The 22,957-nt window shown below is 64.5% G+C and carries 26 protein-coding genes; 15 read left to right on the top strand and 11 right to left on the bottom strand.

Translation table 11 applies throughout. The features are described 5' to 3' along the window. The 6 genes from IVB54_RS14860 to IVB54_RS14835 all read right to left on the bottom strand — a co-directional run bounded on the left by IVB54_RS14860 (position 1) and on the right by IVB54_RS14835 (position 4,603). Positions 1 to 324, bottom strand: a complete 324-nt coding sequence (locus IVB54_RS14860) for an XdhC family protein (RefSeq protein WP_007602422.1) — start codon at positions 322 to 324, stop codon at positions 1 to 3. A 9-nt stretch (positions 325 to 333) separates the two neighbouring features. Beyond that, entirely contained in the window at positions 334 to 1,536 is a 1,203-nt protein-coding gene (locus IVB54_RS14855; protein WP_085361694.1) for a VWA domain-containing protein, read from the bottom strand. A 132-nt stretch (positions 1,537 to 1,668) separates the two neighbouring features. After that, positions 1,669 to 2,604 (bottom strand): MoxR family ATPase, encoded by a 936-nt coding sequence (locus IVB54_RS14850; protein ID WP_026232979.1) that lies wholly within the window; start codon positions 2,602 to 2,604, stop codon positions 1,669 to 1,671. Between the two features lie 62 nt (positions 2,605 to 2,666). Then, positions 2,667 to 3,473: a xanthine dehydrogenase family protein subunit M gene (locus IVB54_RS14845; protein WP_027518800.1), complete on the bottom strand. Its 807-nt coding sequence runs from the start codon at positions 3,471 to 3,473 to the stop codon at positions 2,667 to 2,669. A 33-nt stretch (positions 3,474 to 3,506) separates the two neighbouring features. Then, on the bottom strand, positions 3,507 to 3,992 hold the full coding sequence (locus tag IVB54_RS14840) for a (2Fe-2S)-binding protein (RefSeq protein ID WP_247777305.1): 486 nt from the start codon (positions 3,990 to 3,992) through the stop codon (positions 3,507 to 3,509). A 164-nt stretch (positions 3,993 to 4,156) separates the two neighbouring features. Continuing rightward, positions 4,157 to 4,603, bottom strand: a complete 447-nt coding sequence (locus IVB54_RS14835) for a carbon monoxide dehydrogenase subunit G (RefSeq protein WP_018455582.1) — start codon at positions 4,601 to 4,603, stop codon at positions 4,157 to 4,159. Positions 4,604 to 4,787: 184 nt separating this feature from the next. Between IVB54_RS14835 and IVB54_RS14830 the strand changes: the two genes are divergently transcribed. The 3 genes from IVB54_RS14830 to IVB54_RS14820 all read left to right on the top strand — a co-directional run bounded on the left by IVB54_RS14830 (position 4,788) and on the right by IVB54_RS14820 (position 7,462). Beyond that, positions 4,788 to 6,143, top strand: coding sequence for a 3-carboxy-cis,cis-muconate cycloisomerase (locus tag IVB54_RS14830; protein ID WP_085385052.1), 1,356 nt, complete (start codon positions 4,788 to 4,790; stop codon positions 6,141 to 6,143). A 36-nt stretch (positions 6,144 to 6,179) separates the two neighbouring features. Continuing rightward, positions 6,180 to 6,962 (top strand): 3-oxoadipate enol-lactonase, encoded by a 783-nt coding sequence (gene pcaD / locus IVB54_RS14825; RefSeq protein ID WP_247440535.1) that lies wholly within the window; start codon positions 6,180 to 6,182, stop codon positions 6,960 to 6,962. Positions 6,963 to 7,069: 107 nt separating this feature from the next. Further along, the gene (locus tag IVB54_RS14820) at positions 7,070 to 7,462 is read left to right on the top strand and encodes a carboxymuconolactone decarboxylase family protein (RefSeq protein WP_085351059.1); all 393 of its coding nucleotides are present in this window, start codon (positions 7,070 to 7,072) and stop codon (positions 7,460 to 7,462) included. Here the strand turns inward: IVB54_RS14820 and IVB54_RS14815 are convergent. Beyond that, positions 7,424 to 7,960: a hypothetical protein gene (locus IVB54_RS14815; RefSeq protein ID WP_247777304.1), complete on the bottom strand. Its 537-nt coding sequence runs from the start codon at positions 7,958 to 7,960 to the stop codon at positions 7,424 to 7,426. The two genes, IVB54_RS14820 and IVB54_RS14815, sit on opposite strands and share 39 nt — an antisense overlap. A gap of 341 nt (positions 7,961 to 8,301) precedes the next feature. Here IVB54_RS14815 and IVB54_RS14810 point away from each other — a divergent pair, with 341 nt between their 5' ends. From IVB54_RS14810 to IVB54_RS14790, 5 genes are all read left to right on the top strand, one after another. Then, positions 8,302 to 9,219 carry a branched-chain amino acid ABC transporter permease gene (locus tag IVB54_RS14810; RefSeq protein ID WP_018455577.1) on the top strand — a complete coding sequence of 306 codons (918 nt, stop codon included), beginning with the start codon at positions 8,302 to 8,304 and terminating at the stop codon, positions 9,217 to 9,219. Positions 9,220 to 9,230: 11 nt separating this feature from the next. Next, positions 9,231 to 10,550, top strand: coding sequence for a high-affinity branched-chain amino acid ABC transporter permease LivM (gene livM / locus IVB54_RS14805; protein WP_018455576.1), 1,320 nt, complete (start codon positions 9,231 to 9,233; stop codon positions 10,548 to 10,550). Beyond that, positions 10,547 to 11,380, top strand: a complete 834-nt coding sequence (locus IVB54_RS14800) for an ATP-binding cassette domain-containing protein (RefSeq protein WP_247453057.1) — start codon at positions 10,547 to 10,549, stop codon at positions 11,378 to 11,380. The genes livM and IVB54_RS14800 overlap by 4 nt, the downstream gene beginning before the upstream one ends. Then, positions 11,377 to 12,117: an ABC transporter ATP-binding protein gene (locus IVB54_RS14795; RefSeq protein ID WP_247453058.1), complete on the top strand. Its 741-nt coding sequence runs from the start codon at positions 11,377 to 11,379 to the stop codon at positions 12,115 to 12,117. Before IVB54_RS14800 ends, IVB54_RS14795 begins: the two co-directional genes overlap by 4 nt. Positions 12,118 to 12,274: 157 nt before the next feature. Further along, on the top strand, positions 12,275 to 13,393 hold the full coding sequence (locus tag IVB54_RS14790; protein WP_018455573.1) for a branched-chain amino acid ABC transporter substrate-binding protein: 1,119 nt from the start codon (positions 12,275 to 12,277) through the stop codon (positions 13,391 to 13,393). A gap of 81 nt (positions 13,394 to 13,474) precedes the next feature. On the opposite strand, the gene IVB54_RS14785 is transcribed toward IVB54_RS14790, so the two are convergent. Then, on the bottom strand, positions 13,475 to 13,861 hold the full coding sequence (locus IVB54_RS14785) for a response regulator (RefSeq protein ID WP_018455572.1): 387 nt from the start codon (positions 13,859 to 13,861) through the stop codon (positions 13,475 to 13,477). Positions 13,862 to 14,101: 240 nt separating this feature from the next. Between IVB54_RS14785 and IVB54_RS14780 the strand changes: the two genes are divergently transcribed. From IVB54_RS14780 to IVB54_RS14770, 3 genes are read left to right on the top strand one after another with little or no spacing between them, the layout of a single operon-like run. After that, positions 14,102 to 16,912 carry a PAS domain S-box protein gene (locus IVB54_RS14780; RefSeq protein ID WP_085385070.1) on the top strand — a complete coding sequence of 937 codons (2,811 nt, stop codon included), beginning with the start codon at positions 14,102 to 14,104 and terminating at the stop codon, positions 16,910 to 16,912. Between the two features lie 58 nt (positions 16,913 to 16,970). After that, positions 16,971 to 17,966 (top strand): P1 family peptidase, encoded by a 996-nt coding sequence (locus IVB54_RS14775; RefSeq protein WP_247453059.1) that lies wholly within the window; start codon positions 16,971 to 16,973, stop codon positions 17,964 to 17,966. 49 nt (positions 17,967 to 18,015) lie between these two features. Further along, entirely contained in the window at positions 18,016 to 18,228 is a 213-nt protein-coding gene (locus tag IVB54_RS14770) for a KTSC domain-containing protein (RefSeq protein WP_085361687.1), read from the top strand. A gap of 12 nt (positions 18,229 to 18,240) precedes the next feature. Here the strand turns inward: IVB54_RS14770 and IVB54_RS14765 are convergent, their stop codons facing one another. Then, on the bottom strand, positions 18,241 to 19,035 hold the full coding sequence (locus IVB54_RS14765; protein WP_247777303.1) for an EF-hand domain-containing protein: 795 nt from the start codon (positions 19,033 to 19,035) through the stop codon (positions 18,241 to 18,243). Between the two features lie 250 nt (positions 19,036 to 19,285). Here IVB54_RS14765 and rpe point away from each other — a divergent pair, with 250 nt between their 5' ends. From rpe to IVB54_RS14745, 4 genes are all read left to right on the top strand, one after another. Then, positions 19,286 to 19,987 carry a ribulose-phosphate 3-epimerase gene (gene rpe / locus IVB54_RS14760; protein ID WP_018455567.1) on the top strand — a complete coding sequence of 234 codons (702 nt, stop codon included), beginning with the start codon at positions 19,286 to 19,288 and terminating at the stop codon, positions 19,985 to 19,987. Positions 19,988 to 20,136: 149 nt separating this feature from the next. Then, complete coding sequence (locus IVB54_RS14755; RefSeq protein ID WP_162847284.1) at positions 20,137 to 20,277, top strand: hypothetical protein; 141 nt, start codon at positions 20,137 to 20,139, stop codon at positions 20,275 to 20,277. 4 nt (positions 20,278 to 20,281) lie between these two features. After that, positions 20,282 to 20,458 (top strand): hypothetical protein, encoded by a 177-nt coding sequence (locus IVB54_RS14750; protein WP_162847283.1) that lies wholly within the window; start codon positions 20,282 to 20,284, stop codon positions 20,456 to 20,458. A gap of 21 nt (positions 20,459 to 20,479) precedes the next feature. Continuing rightward, a complete protein-coding gene (locus IVB54_RS14745) occupies positions 20,480 to 20,671 on the top strand; it encodes a hypothetical protein (protein ID WP_085351052.1) in 192 nt (63 codons plus the stop codon). 24 nt (positions 20,672 to 20,695) lie between these two features. On the opposite strand, the gene IVB54_RS14740 is transcribed toward IVB54_RS14745, so the two are convergent. After that, on the bottom strand, positions 20,696 to 22,120 hold the full coding sequence (locus tag IVB54_RS14740; RefSeq protein WP_247777302.1) for a bifunctional serine/threonine-protein kinase/universal stress protein: 1,425 nt from the start codon (positions 22,118 to 22,120) through the stop codon (positions 20,696 to 20,698). 6 nt (positions 22,121 to 22,126) lie between these two features. After that, complete coding sequence (locus IVB54_RS14735; protein WP_085351051.1) at positions 22,127 to 22,867, bottom strand: metallophosphoesterase family protein; 741 nt, start codon at positions 22,865 to 22,867, stop codon at positions 22,127 to 22,129. Between the last annotated feature and the right edge of the window lie 90 nt (positions 22,868 to 22,957).

Below are 22,957 nucleotides of genomic sequence, written 5' to 3'. Positions count from 1 at the left end.
CTAGCCGACTTTCTCGACGAAGACGCGGATGGTGCCGCCGCAGGACAGCCCGACATTCCAGGCAGTCTCGTCGGCAACCCCAAACTCCAGCATCCTGGGCTTGCCGCTCTGGATCACATCCATGGCCTCCGTGACCACGGCGCCCTCGACGCAGCCGCCGGAGACGGACCCCAGGAACGTGCCCTCGTCGTTGATGACTAGGCTCGAGCCCGCCGGACGCGGTGCCGAGCCCCAGGTCTCGACCACGGTGGCGAGCGCGACGCCACGGCCGGCCTTCTGCCAGTCCTCCGCCGCCTTCAGAATATCCTCGTCGCGATCGAGCATGGCTACCTCTCAGGCTGCGGAGCGGATCAAGCTGCGGTGATGCGGCGGCAGCGGCCGGGAGAGCGTGGTGATCAGCTCCTGGATCGAGCTCAAATTATGTACCGGACGGAATTCGTCAACGTGCGGCAGCATCATTTTGATGCCCTGGGCCTTGGCCTCGAAGCCGCCAAACCGCAGCAGCGGGTTGAGCCAGATCAGCCGCCGGCAGGAACGGTGCAGCCGGTCCATCTCGAAGGCGAGCTTGGAATCGGCTTCCCGCTCCAGCCCGTCGGAGATCAGCAGCACGATGGCGCCCTGGCTCAGCACGCGCCGCGCCCACAATTTGTTGAAATTGTGCAGGGAGGCCGAGATCCGCGTGCCGCCGGCCCAGTCCTCGACCGAGGCCGAGCAGCTCGCCAGCGCCTCGTCGGGGTCGCGCTGGCGCAGCGCCCGGGTCACGTTGGTGAGGCGAGTGCCGAATAGGAACACCGAGACACGTTTTCGCGCGTCCCCTATGGCATGCAGGAAATGCAGGAACAGGCGGGTGTACTCGCTCATCGAACCCGAGATGTCGAGCAGCGCGACGATCGGCGCCGGTTTCTCGATCCGCCCGAGGCGATGGATGTCGATGATGTCGCCACCGGTGCGCAAGGACGCGCGTAAGGTGCGGCGCAAATCGAGACGAAGCCCGCGCGCATCAGGCCGGTGCCGGCGCGTCAATAGCTCGGCCTGCGGCAGCCGCATCCGCTCGACAGCGCGGAGCGCTTCGGTGATCTCGGCCGCGCTCATCTGAGCGAAATCCTTCTTCTGAAGGATTTCCTTGTCGGAGACCGACAGGCGCAAATCCTGCTCCTGGTGCTGCGGCGTCTCCGTCATGCGCGGCTGCGACATCGCCTCCTGGACGCGGCGGGAGCCGGCCTGCGGCTTCTTCTTGGCCTGCTCCGGCAGCGGCACCGAATCCAGCATGTGCTTCCACTCTTCCGACGCCCGGAAGAACAGGTTGAAGGCCTGTTTGAAGATCAGCGCATGCTCGTGGCGCTTGACGAAGATCGCCTCCAGGGTGGTGAAGACGTCGGCGCGGTGGCCGATGTCGATCACCTCAAGCGCGCTCATGGCATCGATGACCGCACCCGGCCCAACCGGCATGCCGGCCGAACGCAGCGCGCGGGCGAAGCCCACGATGTTGTCGGCGAACTGCTCGGTCTGCTCAGGCGCAAGGTGGTTGATGGCCATGGTCTTTCCTCGCTCCGTCATTCCGGGGCGTCGCGAAGCGACGAACCCGGAATCCAGAGATTGTGGCGCGAGATTCTCAGGTGCGCAATTGCGCACCAGAGTTCACGCTCCCGCGCGCCCCGGAATGACAAGTTACTCGCTCGTCGCGTCCTTCAGCACCTTCTGCAAGGTGTCGCCCTGCATCCGCGTGATGTCGTCCTGGTATTTGAGCAGCGCGCCCAGCGTGTCGCCGACCACTTGCGGGGTCAGCGAGCGGGCGTCGAGCTCCGACAGCGCAGTGGCCCAGTCGATGGTCTCGGCAACGCCCGGCGATTTGTAGAAATCCTGATTGCGTAGCGCCTGGACGAAGCGCACGACCTGCTGCGACAGTTTCGCGGAGATGCCCGGCACGCGCGACTTGACAATCGCGAGCTCACGATCGGCATCGGGATAATCGACCCAGTGATAAAGACAGCGCCGCTTCAGCGCGTCGTGGATTTCGCGGGTGCGGTTGGAGGTGATGATCACGATCGGCGGATGCGGCGCCTTCACGGTGCCGAATTCGGGAATCGTCACCTGGAAGTCGCTGAGGATTTCGAGCAGATATGCCTCGAACGCCTCGTCGGCGCGGTCGAGCTCGTCGATCAAGAGCACCGGCGGTCCCGCAACGTCGGGCTCCAGCGCCTGCAGCAGCGGCCGCTTGATCATGTAGCGGTCGGCGAAGATATCGGAGGAGAGCTGATCGCGATCGGTGTCGCCGGCGGCTTCCGCCATCCGGATCGCGATCATCTGCGCGGCGCTATTCCATTCGTAGACCGCCGAGGAAACGTCGAGGCCTTCGTAACACTGCAGGCGGATCAGCTTCCGCCCCAAGGCCGCCGACAGCACTTTTGCGATCTCGGTCTTGCCGACGCCGGCTTCGCCTTCCAGAAACAGCGGCCGGCCCATGCGCAGCGACAGATAGGTCACCGTGGCCAGCGATCGCTCGGCGAGATAGCCGCGCGACGTCAGGAGTTCGAGCATCGAATCGACCGATGCCGGCAATACAACTGAAGTATTGGCACCGGACGTATTGGCCGCTGAGGTCATGAAAAAGCCAGTCTCGCTACGCCCTCACCGGGGACAAGTTTGGGCCGAGGCGTGAGGATCACTCATTCCTTGGCGTTGGCGGCGTCGAGGGCGCGCCGCGTCAGCACGCCGATAAGATGCGCGCGGTATTCGGCGCTGCCATGGATGTCGCTGTTGAGGCCGTCCGCGGGCACCTCGATGCCGTCAAGCGCCTTCGCGGCGAAGCGCTTCTTCAGGGCTTCCTCGAACGCGGTGACACGGAACACGCCTTCGGAGCCGGCGCCGGTGACCGCGACCCGCACGTCGGAGGGACGCCGCGCCACGAACACGCCGACCAGCGCGTAACGCGAGGCCTGGTTGCGGAACTTGATATAGGCCGCCTTCTTCGGCAGCGGGAACATCACCTTGGTGATGATCTCGTCGGCTTCGAGCGCCGTCGTGAACAGGCCCTGGAAAAACTCCTCCGCCTTGAGGCGGCGCTTGTTGGTGACGATGGTGGCGCCGAGCGCAAGCACGGCAGCCGGATAGTCCGCTGTCGGGTCGTTGTTGGCGAGCGAGCCGCCGATCGTGCCCTTGTGGCGCACGGCGGGATCGCCGATCTGGCCGGCCAGGTTCGCGAGCGCCGGGATCGCCTCGCCGACGATGGCGGAGCTTGCGACCTCGGCATGCCTGGCGGTGGCACCGATCACGAGCGCGCGGCCCTTCATCTCGATCGTGTTGAGCCCATCGATATGGGAGAGGTCGACCAGATGCGGCGGGCTGGCGAGGCGCTGCTTCATGACGGGAATCAGCGTGTGGCCGCCGGCGATCACCTTGGCATCTTCGTTCTTCACCAGGAGGTTGGCGGCCTGCCGAACGGTCCCGGGGCGATGGTATTTGAAATCGTACATCTGAATGTCCTGATCGCAGAGTGCGCGCGAGGTTTACTCGAGATCGGATTTCGCCATCGCCTTGGCGCCGGCGGAGATCGAGGTGACGATGTTCTGGTAGCCGGTGCAGCGGCAGAGATTGCCTTCCAGCTCCTCGCGGATGGTGTGGTCGTCGAGCTCGTTGCCCTTGCGATGGACGATGTCGATCGCGGTCATGATCATGCCGGGCGTGCAGAAGCCGCACTGCAGGCCATGGTGTTCGCGGAAGGCCTCCTGCATCGGATGCAGCGGCGCGCCGTCGGCGGCCAGGCCCTCGATCGTCTTGACCTCGTGGCCATCGGCCATCACGGCGAGCGTGGTGCAGGACTTCACGGCCTTGCCGTCCAGATGCACGACGCAAGCGCCGCACTGCGAGGTGTCGCAGCCGACATGGGTGCCGGTGAGCCGCAGATTCTCGCGCAGGAACTGCACCAGCAGGGTGCGGGGATCGACATTGGCCGTGACAGGATTGCCGTTCACGATGAGGGAGATTTTTGCCATAAACACTCTCTATCAGCGCCCCGACGGGTCCCGTCGAAGCGGTTCTTATAATTATTCCAACCCATCATATGGGCCATTATGCCCCGGGGCAACATCACCGGGAATGCAAGGCGCCATGACAAAACGCGATATGCCGAAAGGCGCAATGCTCGAGGTATTGGCCTTCAGCCCTGTACCGCCTTGGCGAAGTTCGCGAAAAATTCGTCTGCCAGTTTCTTGGCGGCGCCGTTGATCAGACGCTGGCCGAGCTGCGCCAACTTGCCGCCGATCTGCGCCTCGACCTCGTAAGACAAAAGCGTGCCGCCGTCCTTCTCCGCAAGCTTGACCACGGCGCCACCCTTGGCGAAGCCGGCCACCCCGCCCTCGCCTTCGCCGGAGATCTTGTAGCCGTTCGGCGGGTCGAGATCGGACAGCGTGACCTTGCCCTTGAAGCGCGCCGACACCGGACCGACCTTCATTTTCGCCGTCGCGCGAAAGCCGCCATCGTCGGTCTTCTCCAGCTCCTCGCAGCCGGGGATGCAGGCCTTCAGCACCTCGGCATCGTTGAGCTTGGCCCACACGGCCTCGCGCGGCGCCGCAAGCTGGACTTCGCCGTTCATCGTCATGGCCATTGGGTGCCTCCCGGGATATCGAACTTGGATCGCGCAACTATAAGGCAGCTGAAGTACCGCACGGAGGCGGCAAAAGAAAGGGCGGCCCTCGGTCACGTGCAATGCATATTCGCAACTGCAAAAAGCTTGCGCCGCCGGTTTGGGATTGGCACAGGCGGGTCATGGTGGTTAGGTCCCGCACAATATGAGCACATCCCTCTCCCCCCTGCTCGCGCCGATGCTGTCGAGCGTGGCCATGCGCGCGGTCTGCGACGACCGGTCGAGCCTTCAGAATATGCTCGATTTCGAGGCAGCCCTGGCCCGAGCCGAGGCGGCCACGGGTGTGATTCCCGCGTCCGCGGTGGGCCCGATCGAAGCCGCGTGCAAGGCCGATACCTTTGACATGGCTGCGCTGGCCGAGGCCGCGACGCGATCCGGCAATCTCGCGATCCCCCTGGTCAAGACTCTGACCGCCAATGTCGGCAAGGCCGACGCCGAGGCCGCACGCTACGTGCATTGGGGCGCGACCAGTCAGGACGTCATTGACACCGCGACCATGCTCACGCTTCGCGCCGGCACCGATGCATTGGACGCCGATCTCAGCCGCGCCATCAAGGGCTTTGCCGCACTGGCGCGCAATCACCGCAACACGGCAATGGTGGCGCGAACCTGGCTCCAGCACGCCCTGCCGATGCCGTTCGGACTGAAGGCCGCCGAATACGCCGCAAGCCTTGCCCGCGCCCGCTGCCGCCTCAGGCGGTTGCGCTGCGAGGGCCTCGCACTGCAATTCGGCGGCGCGGCCGGCACGCTTGCGGCACTGGGCGACAAGGGGCTCGTCGTTTCAGAACGGCTGGCGCAGGAGCTGAACCTGCCACTGCCAGAAGCGCCCTGGCACACCCACCGCGACCGCATCGCGGAAGCCGCATCAGCCTTCGCGATTCTCGCCGGCAGCTGCGGCAAGATCGCGCGCGACGTCTCGCTGCTGATGCAGACCGACGTCGCAGAGGCATTCGAGCCCGCCGCGGAAGGCCGCGGCGGCTCCTCGACCATGCCGCACAAGCGCAACCCGGTCGCAGCCGCAAGCGCGCTGGGCTGCGCAACCATGGCGCCGCAGCTCGCCGCGACGATATTCGCTGCGCAGGTGCAAGACCATGAGCGCAGCGCCGGCCCGTGGCACGCGGAATGGCCGACACTGCCGCAATTGATGCTGGTCACCTCCGGTGCCCTCGCGGCGGTCGTCGACATCGCCGAAGGCCTCGATGTCGATGCGGCGCGCATGCGCAGCAATCTCGATGCGACCCACGGCCTGATCATGGCGGAAGCGGTTACCTTTGCGCTGGCCGAGACGATCGGCAAGAGCGATGCGCATCATCTGATCGAGGCCGCGAGCAAGCGCGCGGTCGCCGAGAAGAAGCATCTGCGCGAGGTGCTCGCAGCCGATTCGCATGTCACTGCGCATCTTTCGCCGGAAAAAATTGCGGCGTTGCTCGAGCCGATGGCCTATCAAGGCGCTTCCCAAGCCCTGATCGATCGCCTGCTCGACAGCCTCGAACGCGAATAAAGCAGTCCTGCGCGCAAATAAAACGGAGACGCCCGCATGCCCATGATTGATGCCGACGGTTGCCTGATCAACGTCTCCGTCGAGGGCCGCGACGGCGGGCCGACGCTGATGCTCTCGAACTCGCTCGGCTGCACGCTGCAGATGTGGGAGCCGCAGATGAAGGCACTGACGCAGATATTCCGCGTCATCCGCTACGACCGCCGCGGCCACGGCAAGTCCAACGTTCCGCCCGGCCCCTACACCATGGAGCGCTTCGGCCGCGACGTGCTCGCCATCCTGGACGACCTCAATATCGAAAAAGTGCACTGGTGCGGCCTGTCGATGGGCGGCATGGTTGGGCAATGGCTCGGCGCGAACGCGCCGGAGCGCTTCGGTAAGCTCATCCTCGCCAACACCTCCTGCTACTACGCCGAGCCGACCAAATGGCTCGAGCGCATTGACGCGGTGAAGAAGGGCGGCATCGCCGCCGTCGCCGACGCCGTCATCGCCGGCTGGCTCACCCAGGATTTCCGCGAGCGCGCGCCCGACATCACCGCCAAGATGAAGGAGATGCTGCTGGCCTCGCCGCTCGAAGGCTATCTCGCCTGCTGCGAAGCGCTGTCGACGCTCGACCAGCGCGCGTTGCTGCCGAACATCAAGAACCCGACACTGGTGATCGCCGGCCGCCACGACATGGCGACGCCGATTTCGGCGGGTGAATTGATCCGCTCAAGCATTCCCGGCGCGAGCATGACCATCATTGACGCCGCCCACATTTCCAATGTCGAGCAGCCGCACGCATTCACCGACGCGGTCGTGGGCTTTTTGACGCAACGCTAGCCACAACCGTCGTTGGGAGCACAGCGATGCAACCAGAAATCCGTCTGCCGTGAGAGACTGGATTGCTTCGTCGCTTCGCTCCTCGCAATGACGAAGGAGGAAACAGCATGGACGACCAGAAACGCCGCGATGCCGGTATGAACGTGCGCCGAAAAGTGCTGGGCAATGCCTGGGTCGACAAGTCGATCGCGGGTCGCAATGCATTCAACACCGATTTCCAGGACATGATCACGCGCTACGCCTGGGGCGAGATCTGGACGCGGCCGCATTTCGACGAGCGCACGCGGCGGGTGCTGGTGATCGGCACCATGGTTGCGCTTGGGCAATGGGATGAATTCCGCCTGCATGTGCGCGCCGCCCTCGCCGAGGGTGGCTTCACGCCCAACGACATCAAGGAAATCCTGCTGCAGCAGGCGATCTATTGCGGCGTGCCGGCGGCGAACCACGCCGTCAAGGAAGCCTCAGCGATTGTGCAGGAGCTCGGCCTGCTCAAGACCTAGCGGCGGGGTGGCCTCGACGGGCTTCTGAACGATCTTGGGCGCCGCCGCGGGCCGCTCGATCACCACCACGATGGCGGCACCCAGCAAGAGCAGAAGTTCGGTGGCGTGCAGCCGCAGCGCGGCCATCTCGCCGACCTTCGAGGCCATGATCATGCTCGCAAACGAGATCAGGCTGCCGACAGCAAGCGCAATGCCGAGCGCTTCGTCGCTGCCGCCGTTCTTGCGGATACGGGGGATGCAGAGCAGCGCAAGGTAGATCGCAAAGAACGCCACCACCGTTAAGCGCCCCACCGCCAGCAGCCAGGCGGCGCGCACCGTGTCCATCCCCGCCATCTGGAGATGGTCGCTGAGGAAAAGAGCGACTGCGACGCTCGGCCGCTCATAGAGGCCGTGCACCGGCGCCACCATGATGTTGAAGGCAACGAGGGTCCAGGTCGGGATGAAATAGGCCGCCAGAAGTGCGCCGTTGACCGAACCGATCCGCCAGTTTCCGAACATGCCGCTTCCCGCTTCGTTTGGCCCGCGCCTTCGATGAAAGGCTCTGCCGGGAGCTAACTCGCATCAGACTGTGGCGGCAATTTAAACCCTTTGTTTACCTTAACTGCCTCCCGACAGGCATCCGATGGCGCTGGCGGAGCCGGTTCCGCCCATTGCGGGGGAACCGGAGCGCCAAATGATCTCTGTAAAAGCCTTGATGCGGAGGCGAGGCCGGTTGCAGCCGCCAGTTCCCTCCTGTTACAAAACGAGAATGCTTAAGGGCTGCCGGGGCCCGAGAAGAAACCAGCACTCTCTCTCGAAGAGCTCCCTTTGAGCCGCGTCAGATTTGGGTACGGCAGCCTATGGATTATTTCGCCCAGCAGCTCATCAACGGCCTCGTGCTCGGCTCGATCTACGGGCTGATCGCGATCGGCTACACGATGGTCTACGGCATCGTCGGGATGATCAACTTCGCCCATGGCGATGTCTTCATGATCGGCGGCTTCATCGCCCTGATCACCTTCCTTCTCCTGGTCTCGACGGGCCTGACTGCGGTCCCGGTGATCCTTTTGATCGTGATCCTGGTCTCGATGGCGATCACCGCCCTGTATGGCTGGACCATCGAGCGCATCGCCTACCGTCCGCTGCGCCACTCCTTCCGCCTCGCGCCGATGCTGTCGGCGATCGGCATGTCGTTCGTGCTGACCAACTATTCGCAGGTGGCGCAAGGCGCGCGGGTGAAGCCAGTGCCGCCAGTGATCACCGGCGGCTATACGCTGCACGAGAGCGCTGATGGCTTCGTCATTCAGCTCTCCAATATCCAGATCGTGGTGGTCATCACCACCATCGTGCTGCTGGCAATCTTCACCTGGCTGGTGTCGCGCACACGGCTCGGGCGCGACATGCGCGCCTGCGAGCAGGACCAGACCATGGCGGCGCTGCTCGGCGTCAACGTCGACCGCACCATCTCCATGACCTTCGTGATCGGCGCTGCGCTCGCCGCAGTGGCCGGCCTGATGTACCTGCTCTATTACGGCCTGGTCGATTTCTTCATGGGCTTCGTCGCCGGCATCAAGGCTTTCACCGCGGCCGTACTCGGCGGCATCGGCTCGCTGCCCGGCGCCATGCTCGGGGGGCTCGCGATCGGGCTGATCGAGACGTTCTGGTCGGCCTATTTCTCGGTCGAATACAAGGATGTCGCCGCGTTCTCGATCCTGATCGTCGTGCTGATCTTCATGCCGACCGGCCTGCTCGGCCGTCCCGAAGTCGAAAAAGTCTGACGGTCGCGCGCGTGAAAGCTCCCTCGATCAATACGGCCAAAACCGCATCGGGCATCCCCGCTCTCCTGAAGACCGCCTGCGTCAACGCACTGATCGCGCTGGTGCTGTTCTCGCTGATGGTGGGCGTCCGCACCGAAGCCGGTTCCGACGGCCAGCTCACCTATTGGACGCGCTTCGGCGAGGTCGCCTCCCTCGTCGCCGCGGTATTCGGCGGCTCGATCGTGCTCGAGCTGCTCAAGCAATGGATCGGTCCGACCGGCGCCGAGAAGCTGGTGCCGCCGGCGGTGCAGAGCGGAATGTCGTTCCTCGGCCGCTATCTCGCACCGGCGCTGCTGATCTTCACCCTGCTGGTGCCTGTGATCTTCTATGACCAGCGCTACATCCTAGATCTCGCCATCCTCGTGCTCACCTATGTGATGCTGGGCTGGGGGTTGAATGTCGTGGTCGGGCTGGCTGGCCTGCTCGATCTCGGCTATGTCGCCTTCTATGCGGTCGGCGCCTATTCCTACGCGCTGCTTGCGACCAATTTCGGCTGGTCATTCTGGATCTGCCTGCCGCTAGCGGGCGTCCTCGCCGCATTCTGGGGCGTGCTGCTCGGCTTCCCCGTGCTGCGCCTGCGCGGCGACTACCTCGCGATCGTGACGCTCGCCTTCGGCGAGATCATCCGCCTCGTCATCATCAATTGGCAGGATCTGACCGGCGGGCCCAACGGCGTCTCCAGCATTCCCCGCCCCTCCTTCTTCGGCATCCCGCTCGACAACAGCGACAACGGGCTCGCCGCCAGGCTCGGCATCGAATATTCTCCGACCCATCGCATCGTCTTCCTGTTCTACCTGATCCTGGCGCTCGCGCTGCTCACCAACTGGGTGACGATCCGGCTGCGCCGCCTGCCGATCGGCCGTGCCTGGGAAGCCCTGCGCGAGGACGAGGTCGCCTGCCGCGCGCTCGGCATCAACACCACCACGACGAAGCTCACGGCATTCGCGACCGGTGCGATGTTCGGCGGCTTTGCCGGGGCGTTCTTCGCGACCCGCCAGGGCTTCATCAGCCCGGAATCCTTCACCTTCCAGGAATCGGCGCTGGTGCTCGCCATCGTCGTGCTCGGCGGCATGGGCTCGCAGCTTGGCGTGGCGCTCGCAGCGCTCGCCATGATCGGTGGTTTCGAACTGTTCCGGAGCCTCGAGAGCTATCGCATGCTGGTGTTCGGCATGGCCATGGTGCTGATCATGATCTGGCGGCCGCGCGGCCTGATCGGCCATCGCGCGCCGACCGTGTATCTGACCAAGGCCCACGCGATCTCATCCGACCTCGTCAAGGAGGGGCACGGATGAGCCGCGACCAGATTCTCGAGGTCGACCGGCTCACCATGCGCTTCGGCGGCATCGTCGCGGTGCAGGACCTGTCGTTTGCTGCCGAGCGGAAGAAGATCACCGCGCTGATCGGACCCAACGGTGCCGGTAAGACGACGGTCTTCAACTGCATCACCGGGTTCTACAAGCCGAGCGGCGGCGCCATCCGCCTCGGCCATGACGACGGCAAGGTGATCGCGCTGGAGCGGCTGAACGATTTCCGCATCGCCAAGCAGGCCAAGGTGGCCCGCACCTTCCAGAACATCCGCCTGTTTCCCGGCATGACGGCGCTGGAAAACCTGATGGTGGCGCAGCATAACGCACTGATGCGCGCCTCCGGCTTCACCTTGCTCGGGCTCATTGGCGCGCCCGTCTACCGCGAAGCCGAGAAGCGCGCGATCGATCTCGCCACCGACTGGCTCAAGCGCGTCAATTTGCTCGATCGCGCCGACGATGCCGCCGGTAATTTTGCCTATGGCGACCAGCGACGACTCGAGATCGCGCGCGCGATGTGCACCGAGCCCGCGCTCTTGTGCCTGGACGAACCCGCCGCCGGCCTCAATGCGCGCGAGAGCGCCGCCCTGAGCGAGCTGCTGCTGTCGATCCGCAACGAGCTCGGCACCTCGATCCTGCTGATCGAGCACGACATGTCCGTGGTGATGGAGATCTCCGACCATATCGTGGTGATGGACCACGGTGTGAAGATCTCTGAAGGCTCCCCGCGCGAGGTTCGCGACGATCCGAAGGTGATCGCCGCCTATCTCGGCACCGATGAGGAAGAGGCGGCGGCCGTGATGGAGAGCGGGTCGTGACGTCGCCCACTGCCCTGCTCGCGATCCGCGGCCTTCGCGCTGCCTACGGCAAGATCGAGGCGCTGAAGGGCGTTGACCTCGAGATCAATGCCGGCGAGATCGTGGCGCTGATCGGCGCCAACGGCGCCGGCAAATCGACGCTGATGATGACGATCTTCGGCAAGCCCCGCGCCCGCGCCGGCCGGATCCTGTACGAAGGCCGCGACATCACCGAAGTGCCCACCCACGAGATCGCGCATTTGCGCATCGCGCAATCGCCGGAAGGCCGCCGCATCTTCCCGCGCATGAGCGTGGCGGAAAATCTCCAGATGGGGGCGGACGCCACCGAATGCACCGACGCCGAACGCGAGGTGACGCTACAACGCGTGTTCACGCTGTTTCCGCGGCTGAAGGAACGCTACGGCCAGCGCGGGGGAACCCTGTCTGGCGGCGAGCAGCAGATGCTGGCCATCGGCCGCGCTTTGATGAGCCGCCCTCGCCTGCTCCTGCTTGATGAGCCCTCGCTCGGTCTGGCGCCGCTGATCGCGCGCCAGATTTTCGATGCGATCCGCACTCTGAACCGGCAGGACGGCCTGACCGTGCTGATCGTCGAGCAGAACGCCAATCACGCGCTCAAGCTCGCCCATCGCGGCTATGTCATGGTCAATGGCCTGATCACCCTGGCCGGGACCGGTGCCGAGTTGTTGCAGCGCCCCGAGATTCGCGCCGCCTACCTGGAAGGCGGCCGGCACGGCTGAGGCCGCCCAAGCCGAACCCGTGCGGCCGAATTTGGCGATATCTCTGCCAATGCCCGTATTTTGCCGGTGACTTCTCCTCGAATTCATTCAAGAATGGCGCCGGTTTGAACCGGGCATGCCCGGTAACTTCCACAGGCGACCACCCTCGAGGTATCTCATGAAATCACTGAAGCTCATCGGTCTGGCATTCGGCGCATCGATCGCGCTGTCGAGCGCGGCATTCGCGCAGGATGTCACCGTCGCAGTCGCAGGTCCGATGACCGGCGGCGAGTCCGCCTTCGGCCGCCAGATGAAGAACGGCGCCGAGATGGCCGTAGCCGATATCAACGCCGCCGGCGGCGTCAACGGCAAGAAGCTCGCGTTGTCCGTCGAGGACGACGCCTGCGATCCGAAACAGGCGCGCTCGATCGCCGAGAAGATCGCCGGCGCGAAAATTCCGTTCGTGGCCGGGCATTATTGCTCGTCCTCGTCGATCCCCGCGTCGGAAGCCTATGCCGACGGCAACGTGCTCCAGATTACTCCCGCCTCCACCAATCCGAAGTTCACCGATAGCGGACTGTGGAACGTGGCGCGCGTCTGCGGCCGCGACGACCAGCAGGGCCTGGTCGCCGCCCAGTTCATCGCCAAGAACTACAAGGGCAAGAACATCGCCATCCTCAACGACAAGACCACCTACGGCAAGGGTCTTGCGGACGAGACCAAGAAGGCGCTCAACAAGGCCGGCGTCACCGAGAAGATGTACGAGTCCTACAACAAGGGCGACAAGGACTTCAACGCGATCGTCTCGCGGCTGAAGCGCGACAACATCGATCTCGTCTATGTCGGGGGCTACCATCAAGAGAGCGGCCTTCTCCTGCGCCAGATGCGCGACCAGGGCCTGAAGACCGTGCTGATGGCCGGCGACGCACTCGCCGACAAGGAATACGCCTCCATCACCGGCCCGGCCGGCGAAGGCACGCTGTTCACCTTCGGCCCCGATCCGCGCAACAAGCCGACCGCGAAGAAGATCGTCGAAGCCTTCAAGGCCAAGAACATCGACCCCGAGGGCTACACGCTCTACACCTACGCAGCGATGCAGGTCTGGTCGGAGGCGGCCAAGAAGGCCGGCACCACCGACGCCAAGAAGGTCATGGCAGCCATCAAGGCCGGCAAGTGGGATACCGTGATCGGGCCGATCGAGTATGACTCCAAGGGCGATATCAAGCAGCTCGACTACGTCGTCTACAAATGGGACGCCAAGGGCGGCTACGCCGCGATCAGCGGCAACGGCACCTAAGCACGCTTGCCGGGGCCTGAAGGCCTCCTCCAATCATCATCGCGCCCCGGCTCGCCCGGGGCGTTTCTTCCTGCGTTAGGATCAGACTGCTGCTTGTATCGCGCCGTCCACCGCGGCTTGGGCCTTCCTCAGCGCTTGAAGAAGATCGTTCGGCCGAAACGGCTTTTGCAGGCAGACCACGCTGGCGAGGTGGGGCGATTGTTCCATGAAGTCCAGCGCCGTCATCCCCGACACGGCAACGACCGGAAGGCTCGGTGCAAGCTCGCGCAGGGTCGTGATGACCTCGACGCCACTGGTATCGCCGAGGAAAATGTCCACGATTGCCGCGTCGAAGCCGACCTCGGTGAAGGCTTTCACCCCGGCTGCGCCGCTGTCGGCCTCAACGACCTCATAACGGTTGACGCGCAGCACGATCGCGACCATCGCACGGACGTCCTTCTGGTCGTCGATGATGAGAACGCGGGGCATAGGGAACAACTCCCGGATCCTGAAATCAAAATGCCTGGTTCAAACCTGGAACCCGCAGCTGCGGGAGAGCATTATTGCACCATCCAGTAAAGCGCATCTTACCCGATCCCCGGTGCGCGTTCCCCCCAAAATTAAGTAAACTGTAACCTTCGGTTGAGTCGCAGTGGGTTTTGTCATGATGCGTGCCCAGAACCCGCTACCATGGGCAGAAATTGATTGGGCCAAATGAGATTGGCGAAGATGCTCAAAACCGATCTGCGCGAGCTGCACGTGTCTGCGACGACCGATCGAAGCACATTCCTTTCGACGTTGCCGGCTACCCCGAAGGACCGCACCGCAGCATTGGCGATCGTGGGCGTCTCGTCGATCCTGTTCGCAGTGGCCGTGCCCTTCGCGGGTATCTCGCTACTGCCCGTGCCAGCCTTCGTCGCCAGCTATCAATCCGCCCTTGTGGTCGCGGACATTGTCACCGCCGTCCTGCTGTTGTCGCAGTTTGCGGTGCTCAGGACCAGCGCGCTGCTCGTGCTCGCGACGGGCTATCTGTTCACAGCCGCCGCGGCCGTGGTCCATGCCCTCACCTTCCCCGGACTTTTTTCGCCGACCGGGCTGCTGGGGGCCAACCAGCAGACCACGGTCTGGCTCTACATGATCTGGCACGGCGGCTTTCCGCTCTGCGTGCTGGCCTACGCCTGGCTGAAGGAGGCCGACGGCGGCGCCCGGATCACGGGCTCGGCAAGCAAGGCGATCTACGCCAGCGTGGTCGGCGTCGTCACGATCATGATCGTCTTGACCTGGATCGTCACTGCGCAGCACGACCTGCTTCCGGTCCTGCTGCGCGATGGCGGCTACACGCAGATCATGATCGGCGTGGTGTCCTTTGTCTGGTCCTTGAGCTTCGCCGCGCTGGTCTCGCTGTGGTTCCGCCGTCCGCATTCGGTCATCGATGTCTGGCTCATGGTGGTGATGTGCGCATGGCTGTTCGACATCGCGCTGTCGGCGATCGTCAACGTGGCGCGCTTCGATCTCGGCTTCTACGCCGGTCGTGTCTACGGCCTCTGCGCGGCGACCTTCGTGCTCGCGGTGCTCCTGATCGAAAATGTCCGCCTCCAGGCGCATACGCTGGGTCTCGTCGGCAGGCTGCGCCAGCAGTCGGCATTGGATCGCGACTATTATGGCAAGCGCCTTGCCCTGTACGGCGCCGTCGTCGAATCCGCCAATGATGCCATCATCACGAAGACGCTCGACGGTGTCATCACGGGCTGGAACAAGGCCGCCGAACATCTGTTCGGCTATGCCGCCGCGGAGGCCATCGGGCAGCCGATCGACATCATCGTCCCGGAGGACCGCAAGGCCGAGGTCAGGGGTATCCTGAACCGGGTCGGCGGCAACGAAACGATCGCACAGCACGAGACGGTCCGGATCCGAAAGGACGGCCGGCGGGTCGACGTCGTCCTCAATGTTTCTCCGCTGAAATCAGCCAACGGACAGATCATCGGCGCTTCCAAGATCGCCCACGACATCACGGAAGAGAAGCAGGCACGAGAAAAACTGCGCCGCGAGGTCGAGGAGCGGCAGCGGATCTTCGAGACCTCACAGGACCTGATCCTGGTCACCGACGGTTTTGGCAATTTCATCCAGGTCAGCCCGAGCGTGAAGACCATTCTCGGCTTGAATCCGGAAGACATGATCGGGCACAGCGCCACCGAGTTCATTCATCCCGATGACCTCCAGAAGACGCGCGACGAGATGCGCGCGGCGCGGCGTGGCGCGGTCAAGCGCAGCTTCGAGGCGCGCTACTACCACTACGACGGTCACGAGGTCACGCTGAACTGGATGGGCACCTGGTCCGAGCCGGTCAAGCGCCATTTCTTCATCGGCCGCGACCTCACCGAGAAGCAGGCGGCCGAGGCGCAGTTCAGGCACGTCCAGAAGATGGATTCGATTGGTCAATTGACCGGCGGTGTCGCGCACGACTTCAACAATGTGCTGACCGTCATCACCGGCACGATCGGAATTTTGGCGGACGCGGTCGCTGACCGTCCCGAGCTCGCCGCCATCACCAAGCTGATCGACGACGCCGCCGAGCGCGGCGCGCAACTGACCAAGCATCTGCTCGCGTTCGCCCGCAAGCAGCCGCTCCAACCGCGCGAAATCGACGTCAACGCATTGACGCTCGAGGCCGCAAAGCTCCTGCATCCCACGCTCGGCGAGCAGATCACCATCATGCCGCAACTCACCGAGGATGCGTGGCCGGCACTGATCGACCCGGGTCAGCTTTCCACCGCGATCCTCAACCTCGCGCTGAACGCGCGCGATGCGATGCCCGACGGCGGAACGCTGGTGCTGGAGACGCGCAACATCTTCCTCGACGACGGCTATGCCAGCATGAATCCCGACGTGGTGGCCGGCAATTACGTCATGATCGCCGTCAGCGACACCGGCTCCGGAATCCCGCCGGAGTTGATGGACCGGGTGTTCGATCCCTTCTTCACCACGAAGGAGGTCGGCAAGGGCACCGGCCTCGGGCTCAGCATGGTGTTCGGCTTCGTCAAGCAGTCCGGCGGACACATCAAGATCTACAGCGAGGAAGGCCACGGCACGAGCGTGAAGATTTACCTGCCGCGCTCGAGCGGCGTGCAGGAGACCGAATTCGAGGCGCTGCAGAACGCGCCGGTCACCGGCGGCCACGAAAAGATCCTGATCGTCGAGGACGACGCGCTGGTGCGCCAATATGTCGTGACCCAGATCAAGAGCCTCGGCTATACCGCCCTCGAAGCCGCCAACGCGGCCGAGGCCCTCGTCATCATCGACGCCGACAAGGACATCGACCTGCTATTCACGGACGTCATCATGCCCGGCAACATGAACGGCCGCCAGCTCGCCGACGAGGCGGCTCGCCGCCGCCCCGACCTGAAGACGCTGTTCACCTCGGGCTACACCGAGAACGCCATCGTCCATCACGGGCGGCTCGATTCCGGCGTGCTGCTGCTGGCAAAGCCTTACCGTAAGTCCGAGCTCGCCAAGATGCTGAGGACCGCGCTCGCGGGTTGAGCCTGCGGCATCCCTGCGATATCGCTGAAGCGAGCGCCTTTCAGCCTGCGGAGCCGCCTTGAAAAACCTTCTCACCGATATCGCCGGCGTCCGCGTCGGCCATGCCGAGGATGCGAAAATCGCCACTGGCACGACCGCGATCATCTTCGACGCCCCCGCGGTTGCGGCCATCGATGTTCGCGGCGGCGGACCCGGCACGCGCGAAGACGCGTTGCTCGACCTCGCCAGCACCGTCGATCGCGTTGACGCCATCGCGCTGTCCGGCGGCTCCGCCTTTGGAATCGACGCCGGCGGCGGCATCCAGGCCTGGCTCGCCGAACAAGGCCGCGGCTTGCGGATTCGCGAGGCGGTGATTCCGATCGTGCCTGGCGCAATCGTTTTCGACTTGCTCAACGGCGGCGACAAGGCCTGGGGACGCTTCGCGCCCTATCGCGACCTCGGCTACGCCGCAGCGTTGGCCGCCAGCGACGATTTCGCACTGGGCAGCGTCGGCGCCGGCCTCGGTGCCACCACCGCGACCTTCAAGGGTGGACTGGGGTCGGCCTCCGCGATCCTGGCCAATGGTATCAAGGTCGCCGCGATCATGGTCGTCAACGCGGTCGGCAGCACAACCGTTGGCGAAGGGCCTTGGTTCTGGGCTGCGCCCTTCGAGGAGAACGGCGAGTTCGGCGGGCGCGGCCTGCCGTCCACGTTCACACCGGACATGCTGGCGATGCGCATCAAGGGCGGACCCGCCGCGAACGCGCGCGAGAACACCACGATCGGCGTCGTTGTCACCGATGCCACGCTGACCAAACCCCAGGCCAAGCGGCTTGCGATGATCGCGCATACCGGGTTCGCCCGTGCGATCTATCCGGTGCATGCCCCGACCGACGGCGACGTGCTGTTCGCCGCCGCAACGGGCGAGAAGCCGATCGAGCCGCTGGTCGGCCTTACCGAGCTCGGAACGATCGCCGCCAACGTGGTCGCACGCGCCATCGCTCGCGGCGTCTACAATGCGACGGCCCTGTCCTTTGCCGGCGCAATGCCGGCGTGGAAGGACCGGTTCGGATAGAAACGAAACGGCTGACACGGCGTTACCCTGGCCGACAAGGTGCACAACCATGCCGTCTTCCGTGATCCGCTTTTTCCGCTACGCCCCCGATAGGCGCGAGCTGACGGTGACTTTCGTCAGCGGACGCGTCTATGTCTACGCGGACGTTCCGCCCGAGGTCGCCGCCGCGTTCAAGAATGTGCGCTCAAAGGGTACGTTCTTCAACCGCGAAATCCGTGATCGGTATGTCTATCGTGACATCACGCACGAATATGCAGGCTAGCCGTGAGCAAGGTTACACGCTCATCGACATCGATGAACCGACAGCCGCTGAGGCGCCTTGTCCCTGCCCGCCCTGCCGCTGCATCAACTGCGCGAACAGATCGTACGCCGAATTACGGGAGCTGGGGGCGCCCGGGACCGTCGTCGACATCTTGAAGCCGTCGGCATAGGTGACGGTGGTGGTGGTCGAACCGTCGGCGCCGGTCGTCGAGGTGGAGGTCGAGCCGCCGCTGGATCGCGAGGAGGAATCCGAACCGCTGCCGGAGGCATCGCCCGCACCTTGCGCGTGATGGTGGCCGCGATGGCCGCTCTTCAGCGCCTTCGACATCTCATCGAGGCTGACGCTGCCGTCGGTATTCGAATCCAGCTTCGAGAAAACGTCGTCGGCCTGCGCGAGATTGGTGCCGCCGGCGCCGAGCTCATTGTCGAATTCCGACTTGGTGATCTTGCCGTCGCCGTCCCCATCGATCTGCGAGAACAGATCCTTCAAGGCGGCGTCGCGGCGCGTCGAGGAGGAGGACGTCGAACTCGACGAGGTCGAGCTGGCGGCGCTGCCGGTGCTGTCCGAGGATTGGCTCTGCGCAGCGAACAGCGCGTTCATCGTCTCCGGCGAGATCTGCGGGGTCTTGCCCGCATTGACCGACGAGGCCGCGCCGGTCGTGCTGTTGCTGCCGCTCTCGATCGCGAACGGATTGGTCGCGGGCTTTTGCGAGGATCCCGTCTTCTGCGTCGACGAGGACGATTTCGAATTCGTCAGCGACTGGATCGCGTCGAGTGCGCTCGATACGGCCCCAAGAGCAAACAACATTGCACAACTCCAACCGATGCGGCATGCCGCGGCCAATGTTCTGTTCAGGTGAAGTCAGCAAGCGCCGTGCCAGCGCAAAAAGCTCAATGAAATCCGCTTTCACCGCACTTTGCACGGCCCGGAACACCGGCAATTCATGCCGGTCGCGGCAGAAATTTCCGCCCACAGGAAGCACGCCGCCCCTGCATTGCCCGGCTGAGAGGCCCATGTTAGGCGAGTCCATCTTCCACGGCCGCCACGGGAAACCGCCATGACCCAAGCCTTCGCTCCCCGCCCCCTGGCAATCGCGCCCTCGATCCTGGCCTCGGATTTCTCCAGGCTCGGCGAGGAGGTGCGCGCCGTGGACGCCGCTGGAGCCGACTGGATCCATCTCGACGTCATGGACGGGCACTTCGTTCCCAACATCTCGTATGGCCCCGACGTCATTAAGGCGATGCGCCCGCACACCAAGAAGATCTTCGACGCGCATCTGATGATCTCGCCCTGTGACCCCTATCTCGAGGCCTTCGCGAAAGCCGGCTGCGACCACATCACCGTGCATGCCGAGGCCGGTCCCCATCTGCACCGCTCGCTTCAGGCGATCCGCGCACTCGGCAAGAAGGCCGGCGTTTCGCTCAATCCGGGCACGCCGATCAGTGCGCTCGAATACGTCCTGGACCTGGTCGACCTCGTGCTGGTGATGTCGGTCAATCCCGGCTTCGGCGGCCAGGCCTTCATCCCCTCCGCGATCGGCAAGATCCGCGACATCCGCGCCATGACAGCGGGCCGGCCGATCGATATCGAGGTCGATGGCGGCGTCGGGCCCGACGTCGCAGGTCCCCTGGCTGCGGCCGGGGCCAACGCCTTCGTCGCCGGCACGTCCGTGTTCAGGGGCGGCACGCAGGACGCCTATAAGACCAACATCGCCGCAATCCGCAACGCCGCCGCGGGTGCACGCGGCGAGGCGATCTGAGGGCCCGCTCGACTCCGCAGACGTGCGGCCTCTACGGGTGTTGCGGCGCGTAATGCCTAAATTTGCAACTTGATCCGTACTCCTCCGGGCTTCCCTGATTCGCGCAAATCACCGCAAGTGATTCTTGCCTGTTTTCGCGGGAGCACATCATGACGACGACCCTGGTCTGGACTGGCGTGGCGTTGTGGCTTGGTTTTTGTGCGTTTGTTGTGTTTGGTCCATCGGCCGGACCGGTGAAGGTCTCGGTACGCTCGGCCCGCATCGCTCGTCGCGACTGGTATCGGGCCTGACCCCATGCAGATCGCGCTCGTGAAACGTCAGCCGAAGCGCCGGTGCCGCATCCCGCGGCGCCCACATCCTGACCTCGATTTTTTCTTCGGTCGGCTCGAACGCACCGAAGGCGAGATGCGCGACGACACCGGGCCCGAGATGGACCTGGATCACCCGCTCCGGTCACCGCGCCGGCATTGAATTCTTTTCTGGACCAAGCTCATGAAGCCGCATTGCCCGAACTGCCTCAAGGAAATGACCAAGGCATCCGCGTCGCGTAACCTGTTCAACTGCGAGCCGTGCCGCGAGATCATCCAGTTCTTCGGCGGCAGCGCGGATCACTGCGAGCCCGGCCCGCAATTCTCCTGGCCGATCCGTCGCAAGCGCTCCGTCCACACCGCTCACGCGGCCTGAGCCTCCAGGATCCAGAGCGCGGCCCTATCCGGCCTCCTCGCCCGCATCCGCAGCCATTCGCGGCGGCCGTACCACGGTGACGGTGCAGGCCGCTTCCGAGGCCACCTTGGCCGAGACGCTGCCGAGCAGCGTGCGCCTGAACGAGCCCTGCCGCGCGCCGATGATGACGTGGTCGACGTGGTTGACCTCGCAAAACTCCAGGATGGCCGCCGCGGGATCGACGGCTTCCAGCACGTGAGCCGAGAGCCGGCTCTCATCGAGCTTGAGCGGCGTGGCCCAGTGTCTGAGCGCCACCAACCGGTCGATATGCTTGTTGGAGCCCTGCTCATCCAGCGTCCTGTCAATCGCGATGCGGTTGAGCCTCAGCACGTTGAGACAGGCGAGCCGCGCCGACGGCAGCGTGGCGAGAATACGCTCGGTGGTGACGCGCAACGCTTCGTTCAGCTCGGGGGCGCCTTCCACCGTGTCGAGCGCGACCGCGAGGATCGGGCTTGATGCGATCTGGGCTGCGACATCCGATTTCGCGCGCGGCTGCATGACGCCCTGGTTGAAGCGGCGCCGCCAAGCGACGCTTAACGGGTCGCGCTTCATCCGCTCCGAGCGTGTGGTGAGCCTGATCTGGTCCGGATGGGTCAGATCGAAGGCGAGCTGCGACGCCGTCGGATAGCGCCGCACCGGTTCGATCTCGAGGCACCGCAGCACCACCTCCTGGAGCCAGGGCGGATAATCAGCGCGCAAGCCGCGCGGCGGGTGCGGATCGCGCCAAAGCCGGCGCCGCATCGCACGCAGTGTCTCGCCCTCGCCGAACGGCCGCTCGCCGGTCGTGAAGAAATAGAGCAGCACGCCCAGCGAGAACAGATCGCTGCGCGGATCGTCGCGCACCCCTGACAACCGTTCTGGCGCCATATAGGGCGCGGTGCCGTAAGGCAGGCGGAATTCCTCCTGCAACAGGTCCGGCAGATGGTTGTGATGCGACAGGCCATAGTCGATCAACACCGCCTCGCCGCTCTCGCGGAACATGATGCTGCTCGGCTTGATGTCGTGATGGATCACGTTCTGCCGGTGCAAATCAGCAAGCCCCGTTGCGATCCTGGCGACGAGCTGCCGCGCCTCCTCATACGGCAGCGGCAGGTCGGGCAACCGCTTGTAGAGCGTGGTCCCGGAGATGCGCTCGATCACGACATAGGCCTGGTGGGCGAAATCGCCGGTGCCGAAACAGGAGGGCACGTGCGGACCCGCAAGCCGCGGCAGGATCATCATCTCCATCTCGAAGGAGACGATCGCCGCGGGGTCCTCGCCCTCCGACACCCGCGGAATTTTCATCAGCAGCGGCACGTCGAGGCCGGGACGGGTGACGGTCCACAGCGTCGCCATTCCGCCGGCATGGACGCATTCGCCAATCGTGTAGCCGTCGATCTCTGCGCCCGATTTGACGAGGGGTTTCGGCATCGGCCTCTAACGCCCCTGCGACAGTCGGTCGGCGAGCCAATGCGGCAGGCCGTTCTCGCGGATCCGGTTCGCGGCCGTCTCGACGTCGTAGGGCGCGCGGCAATAGGTGATCTGGCACGAGACCGTGTCGAACAGCGCGAAAGCCGCGGATGGATCGCCATCGCGCGGCTGGCCGACCGAGCCGAGCACCGCAAGCCATTGCCGGCCGCGCAGCAGCGGTACGGAGACGTCAGTCTTGGGCACGAGTCCCGACATCTTCGCCGTCACCGACATCGAATAGATCGCCGGGCGGTGGATGTGGCCGCAGAACGTGACATGAGCCGGCGTCGCGATCAGGCTCTTGGCTGCGTCGGCGGTCGATCGGACATAGTGCCAGCTTCGGGGGCTGGAGGCTTCCGAATGCACGAACAGGCGATCGCCGTCCTCCACCAGCATCGGCAATTCCGCCAGGAACCGCCGCTGCGCGGTGTCGAGCCGGCCGCGGGTCCATTCGATCGCGATTTGCGCCTCGGCATTCATGGTCTCGGCCGAGGAATTCACCGCCTGGTCATGATTGCCGCGCACGGCGACGGCGCCTTGGACAACCAGCTCCATCGCGGTATCCACCACCCATTCCGGATCGGCGCCATAGCCGACGAAGTCGCCAAGCAGGATGAAGCGCTCGGCGCCACGCGCCCGCGCGACTTTCAGGCACGCCTCGAACGCCTGCCGGTTGCCGTGGATATCCGAGAAGACAGCGAGAAGCACGCACCCTCCACCCTCGAACCTTATTGGGAGCCGATAAGGCTAAATTGAGGGAGGTCAAGAACATGCGCCAGCGGCGCGCGGTTTGCCAGC

This window comes from Bradyrhizobium sp. CW1 (assembly GCF_023100665.1).
In the GTDB taxonomy this organism is placed as follows: Bacteria; Pseudomonadota; Alphaproteobacteria; order Rhizobiales; family Xanthobacteraceae; genus Bradyrhizobium; species Bradyrhizobium canariense_D.
The sequence above is the reverse complement of the archived record's forward strand: the minus strand, read 5'-3'. Positions and strand labels throughout refer to the sequence as shown.

Coding starts and splice junctions, on each gene's coding strand:
- IVB54_RS14860 (WP_007602422.1), bottom strand. CDS start 324: ATGCTCGATCGCGACGAGGATATTCTGAAGGCGGCGGAGGACTGGCAG.
- IVB54_RS14850 (WP_026232979.1), bottom strand. CDS start 2,604: ATGACCTCAGCGGCCAATACGTCCGGTGCCAATACTTCAGTTGTATTG.
- IVB54_RS14835 (WP_018455582.1), bottom strand. CDS start 4,603: ATGGCCATGACGATGAACGGCGAAGTCCAGCTTGCGGCGCCGCGCGAG.
- IVB54_RS14810 (WP_018455577.1), top strand. CDS start 8,302: ATGGATTATTTCGCCCAGCAGCTCATCAACGGCCTCGTGCTCGGCTCG.
- pcaD (WP_247440535.1), top strand. CDS start 6,180: ATGCCCATGATTGATGCCGACGGTTGCCTGATCAACGTCTCCGTCGAG.
- IVB54_RS14845 (WP_027518800.1), bottom strand. CDS start 3,473: ATGTACGATTTCAAATACCATCGCCCCGGGACCGTTCGGCAGGCCGCC.
- IVB54_RS14740 (WP_247777302.1), bottom strand. CDS start 22,120: ATGCCGAAACCCCTCGTCAAATCGGGCGCAGAGATCGACGGCTACACG.
- IVB54_RS14840 (WP_247777305.1), bottom strand. CDS start 3,992: ATGGCAAAAATCTCCCTCATCGTGAACGGCAATCCTGTCACGGCCAAT.
- IVB54_RS14800 (WP_247453057.1), top strand. CDS start 10,547: ATGAGCCGCGACCAGATTCTCGAGGTCGACCGGCTCACCATGCGCTTC.
- IVB54_RS14770 (WP_085361687.1), top strand. CDS start 18,016: ATGCCGTCTTCCGTGATCCGCTTTTTCCGCTACGCCCCCGATAGGCGC.
- IVB54_RS14780 (WP_085385070.1), top strand. CDS start 14,102: ATGCTCAAAACCGATCTGCGCGAGCTGCACGTGTCTGCGACGACCGAT.
- IVB54_RS14765 (WP_247777303.1), bottom strand. CDS start 19,035: ATGTTGTTTGCTCTTGGGGCCGTATCGAGCGCACTCGACGCGATCCAG.
- IVB54_RS14830 (WP_085385052.1), top strand. CDS start 4,788: ATGAGCACATCCCTCTCCCCCCTGCTCGCGCCGATGCTGTCGAGCGTG.
- rpe (WP_018455567.1), top strand. CDS start 19,286: ATGACCCAAGCCTTCGCTCCCCGCCCCCTGGCAATCGCGCCCTCGATC.
- IVB54_RS14750 (WP_162847283.1), top strand. CDS start 20,282: ATGCAGATCGCGCTCGTGAAACGTCAGCCGAAGCGCCGGTGCCGCATC.
- IVB54_RS14745 (WP_085351052.1), top strand. CDS start 20,480: ATGAAGCCGCATTGCCCGAACTGCCTCAAGGAAATGACCAAGGCATCC.
- IVB54_RS14790 (WP_018455573.1), top strand. CDS start 12,275: ATGAAATCACTGAAGCTCATCGGTCTGGCATTCGGCGCATCGATCGCG.
- IVB54_RS14820 (WP_085351059.1), top strand. CDS start 7,070: ATGGACGACCAGAAACGCCGCGATGCCGGTATGAACGTGCGCCGAAAA.
- IVB54_RS14755 (WP_162847284.1), top strand. CDS start 20,137: ATGACGACGACCCTGGTCTGGACTGGCGTGGCGTTGTGGCTTGGTTTT.
- IVB54_RS14815 (WP_247777304.1), bottom strand. CDS start 7,960: ATGTTCGGAAACTGGCGGATCGGTTCGGTCAACGGCGCACTTCTGGCG.
- IVB54_RS14855 (WP_085361694.1), bottom strand. CDS start 1,536: ATGGCCATCAACCACCTTGCGCCTGAGCAGACCGAGCAGTTCGCCGAC.
- IVB54_RS14785 (WP_018455572.1), bottom strand. CDS start 13,861: ATGCCCCGCGTTCTCATCATCGACGACCAGAAGGACGTCCGTGCGATG.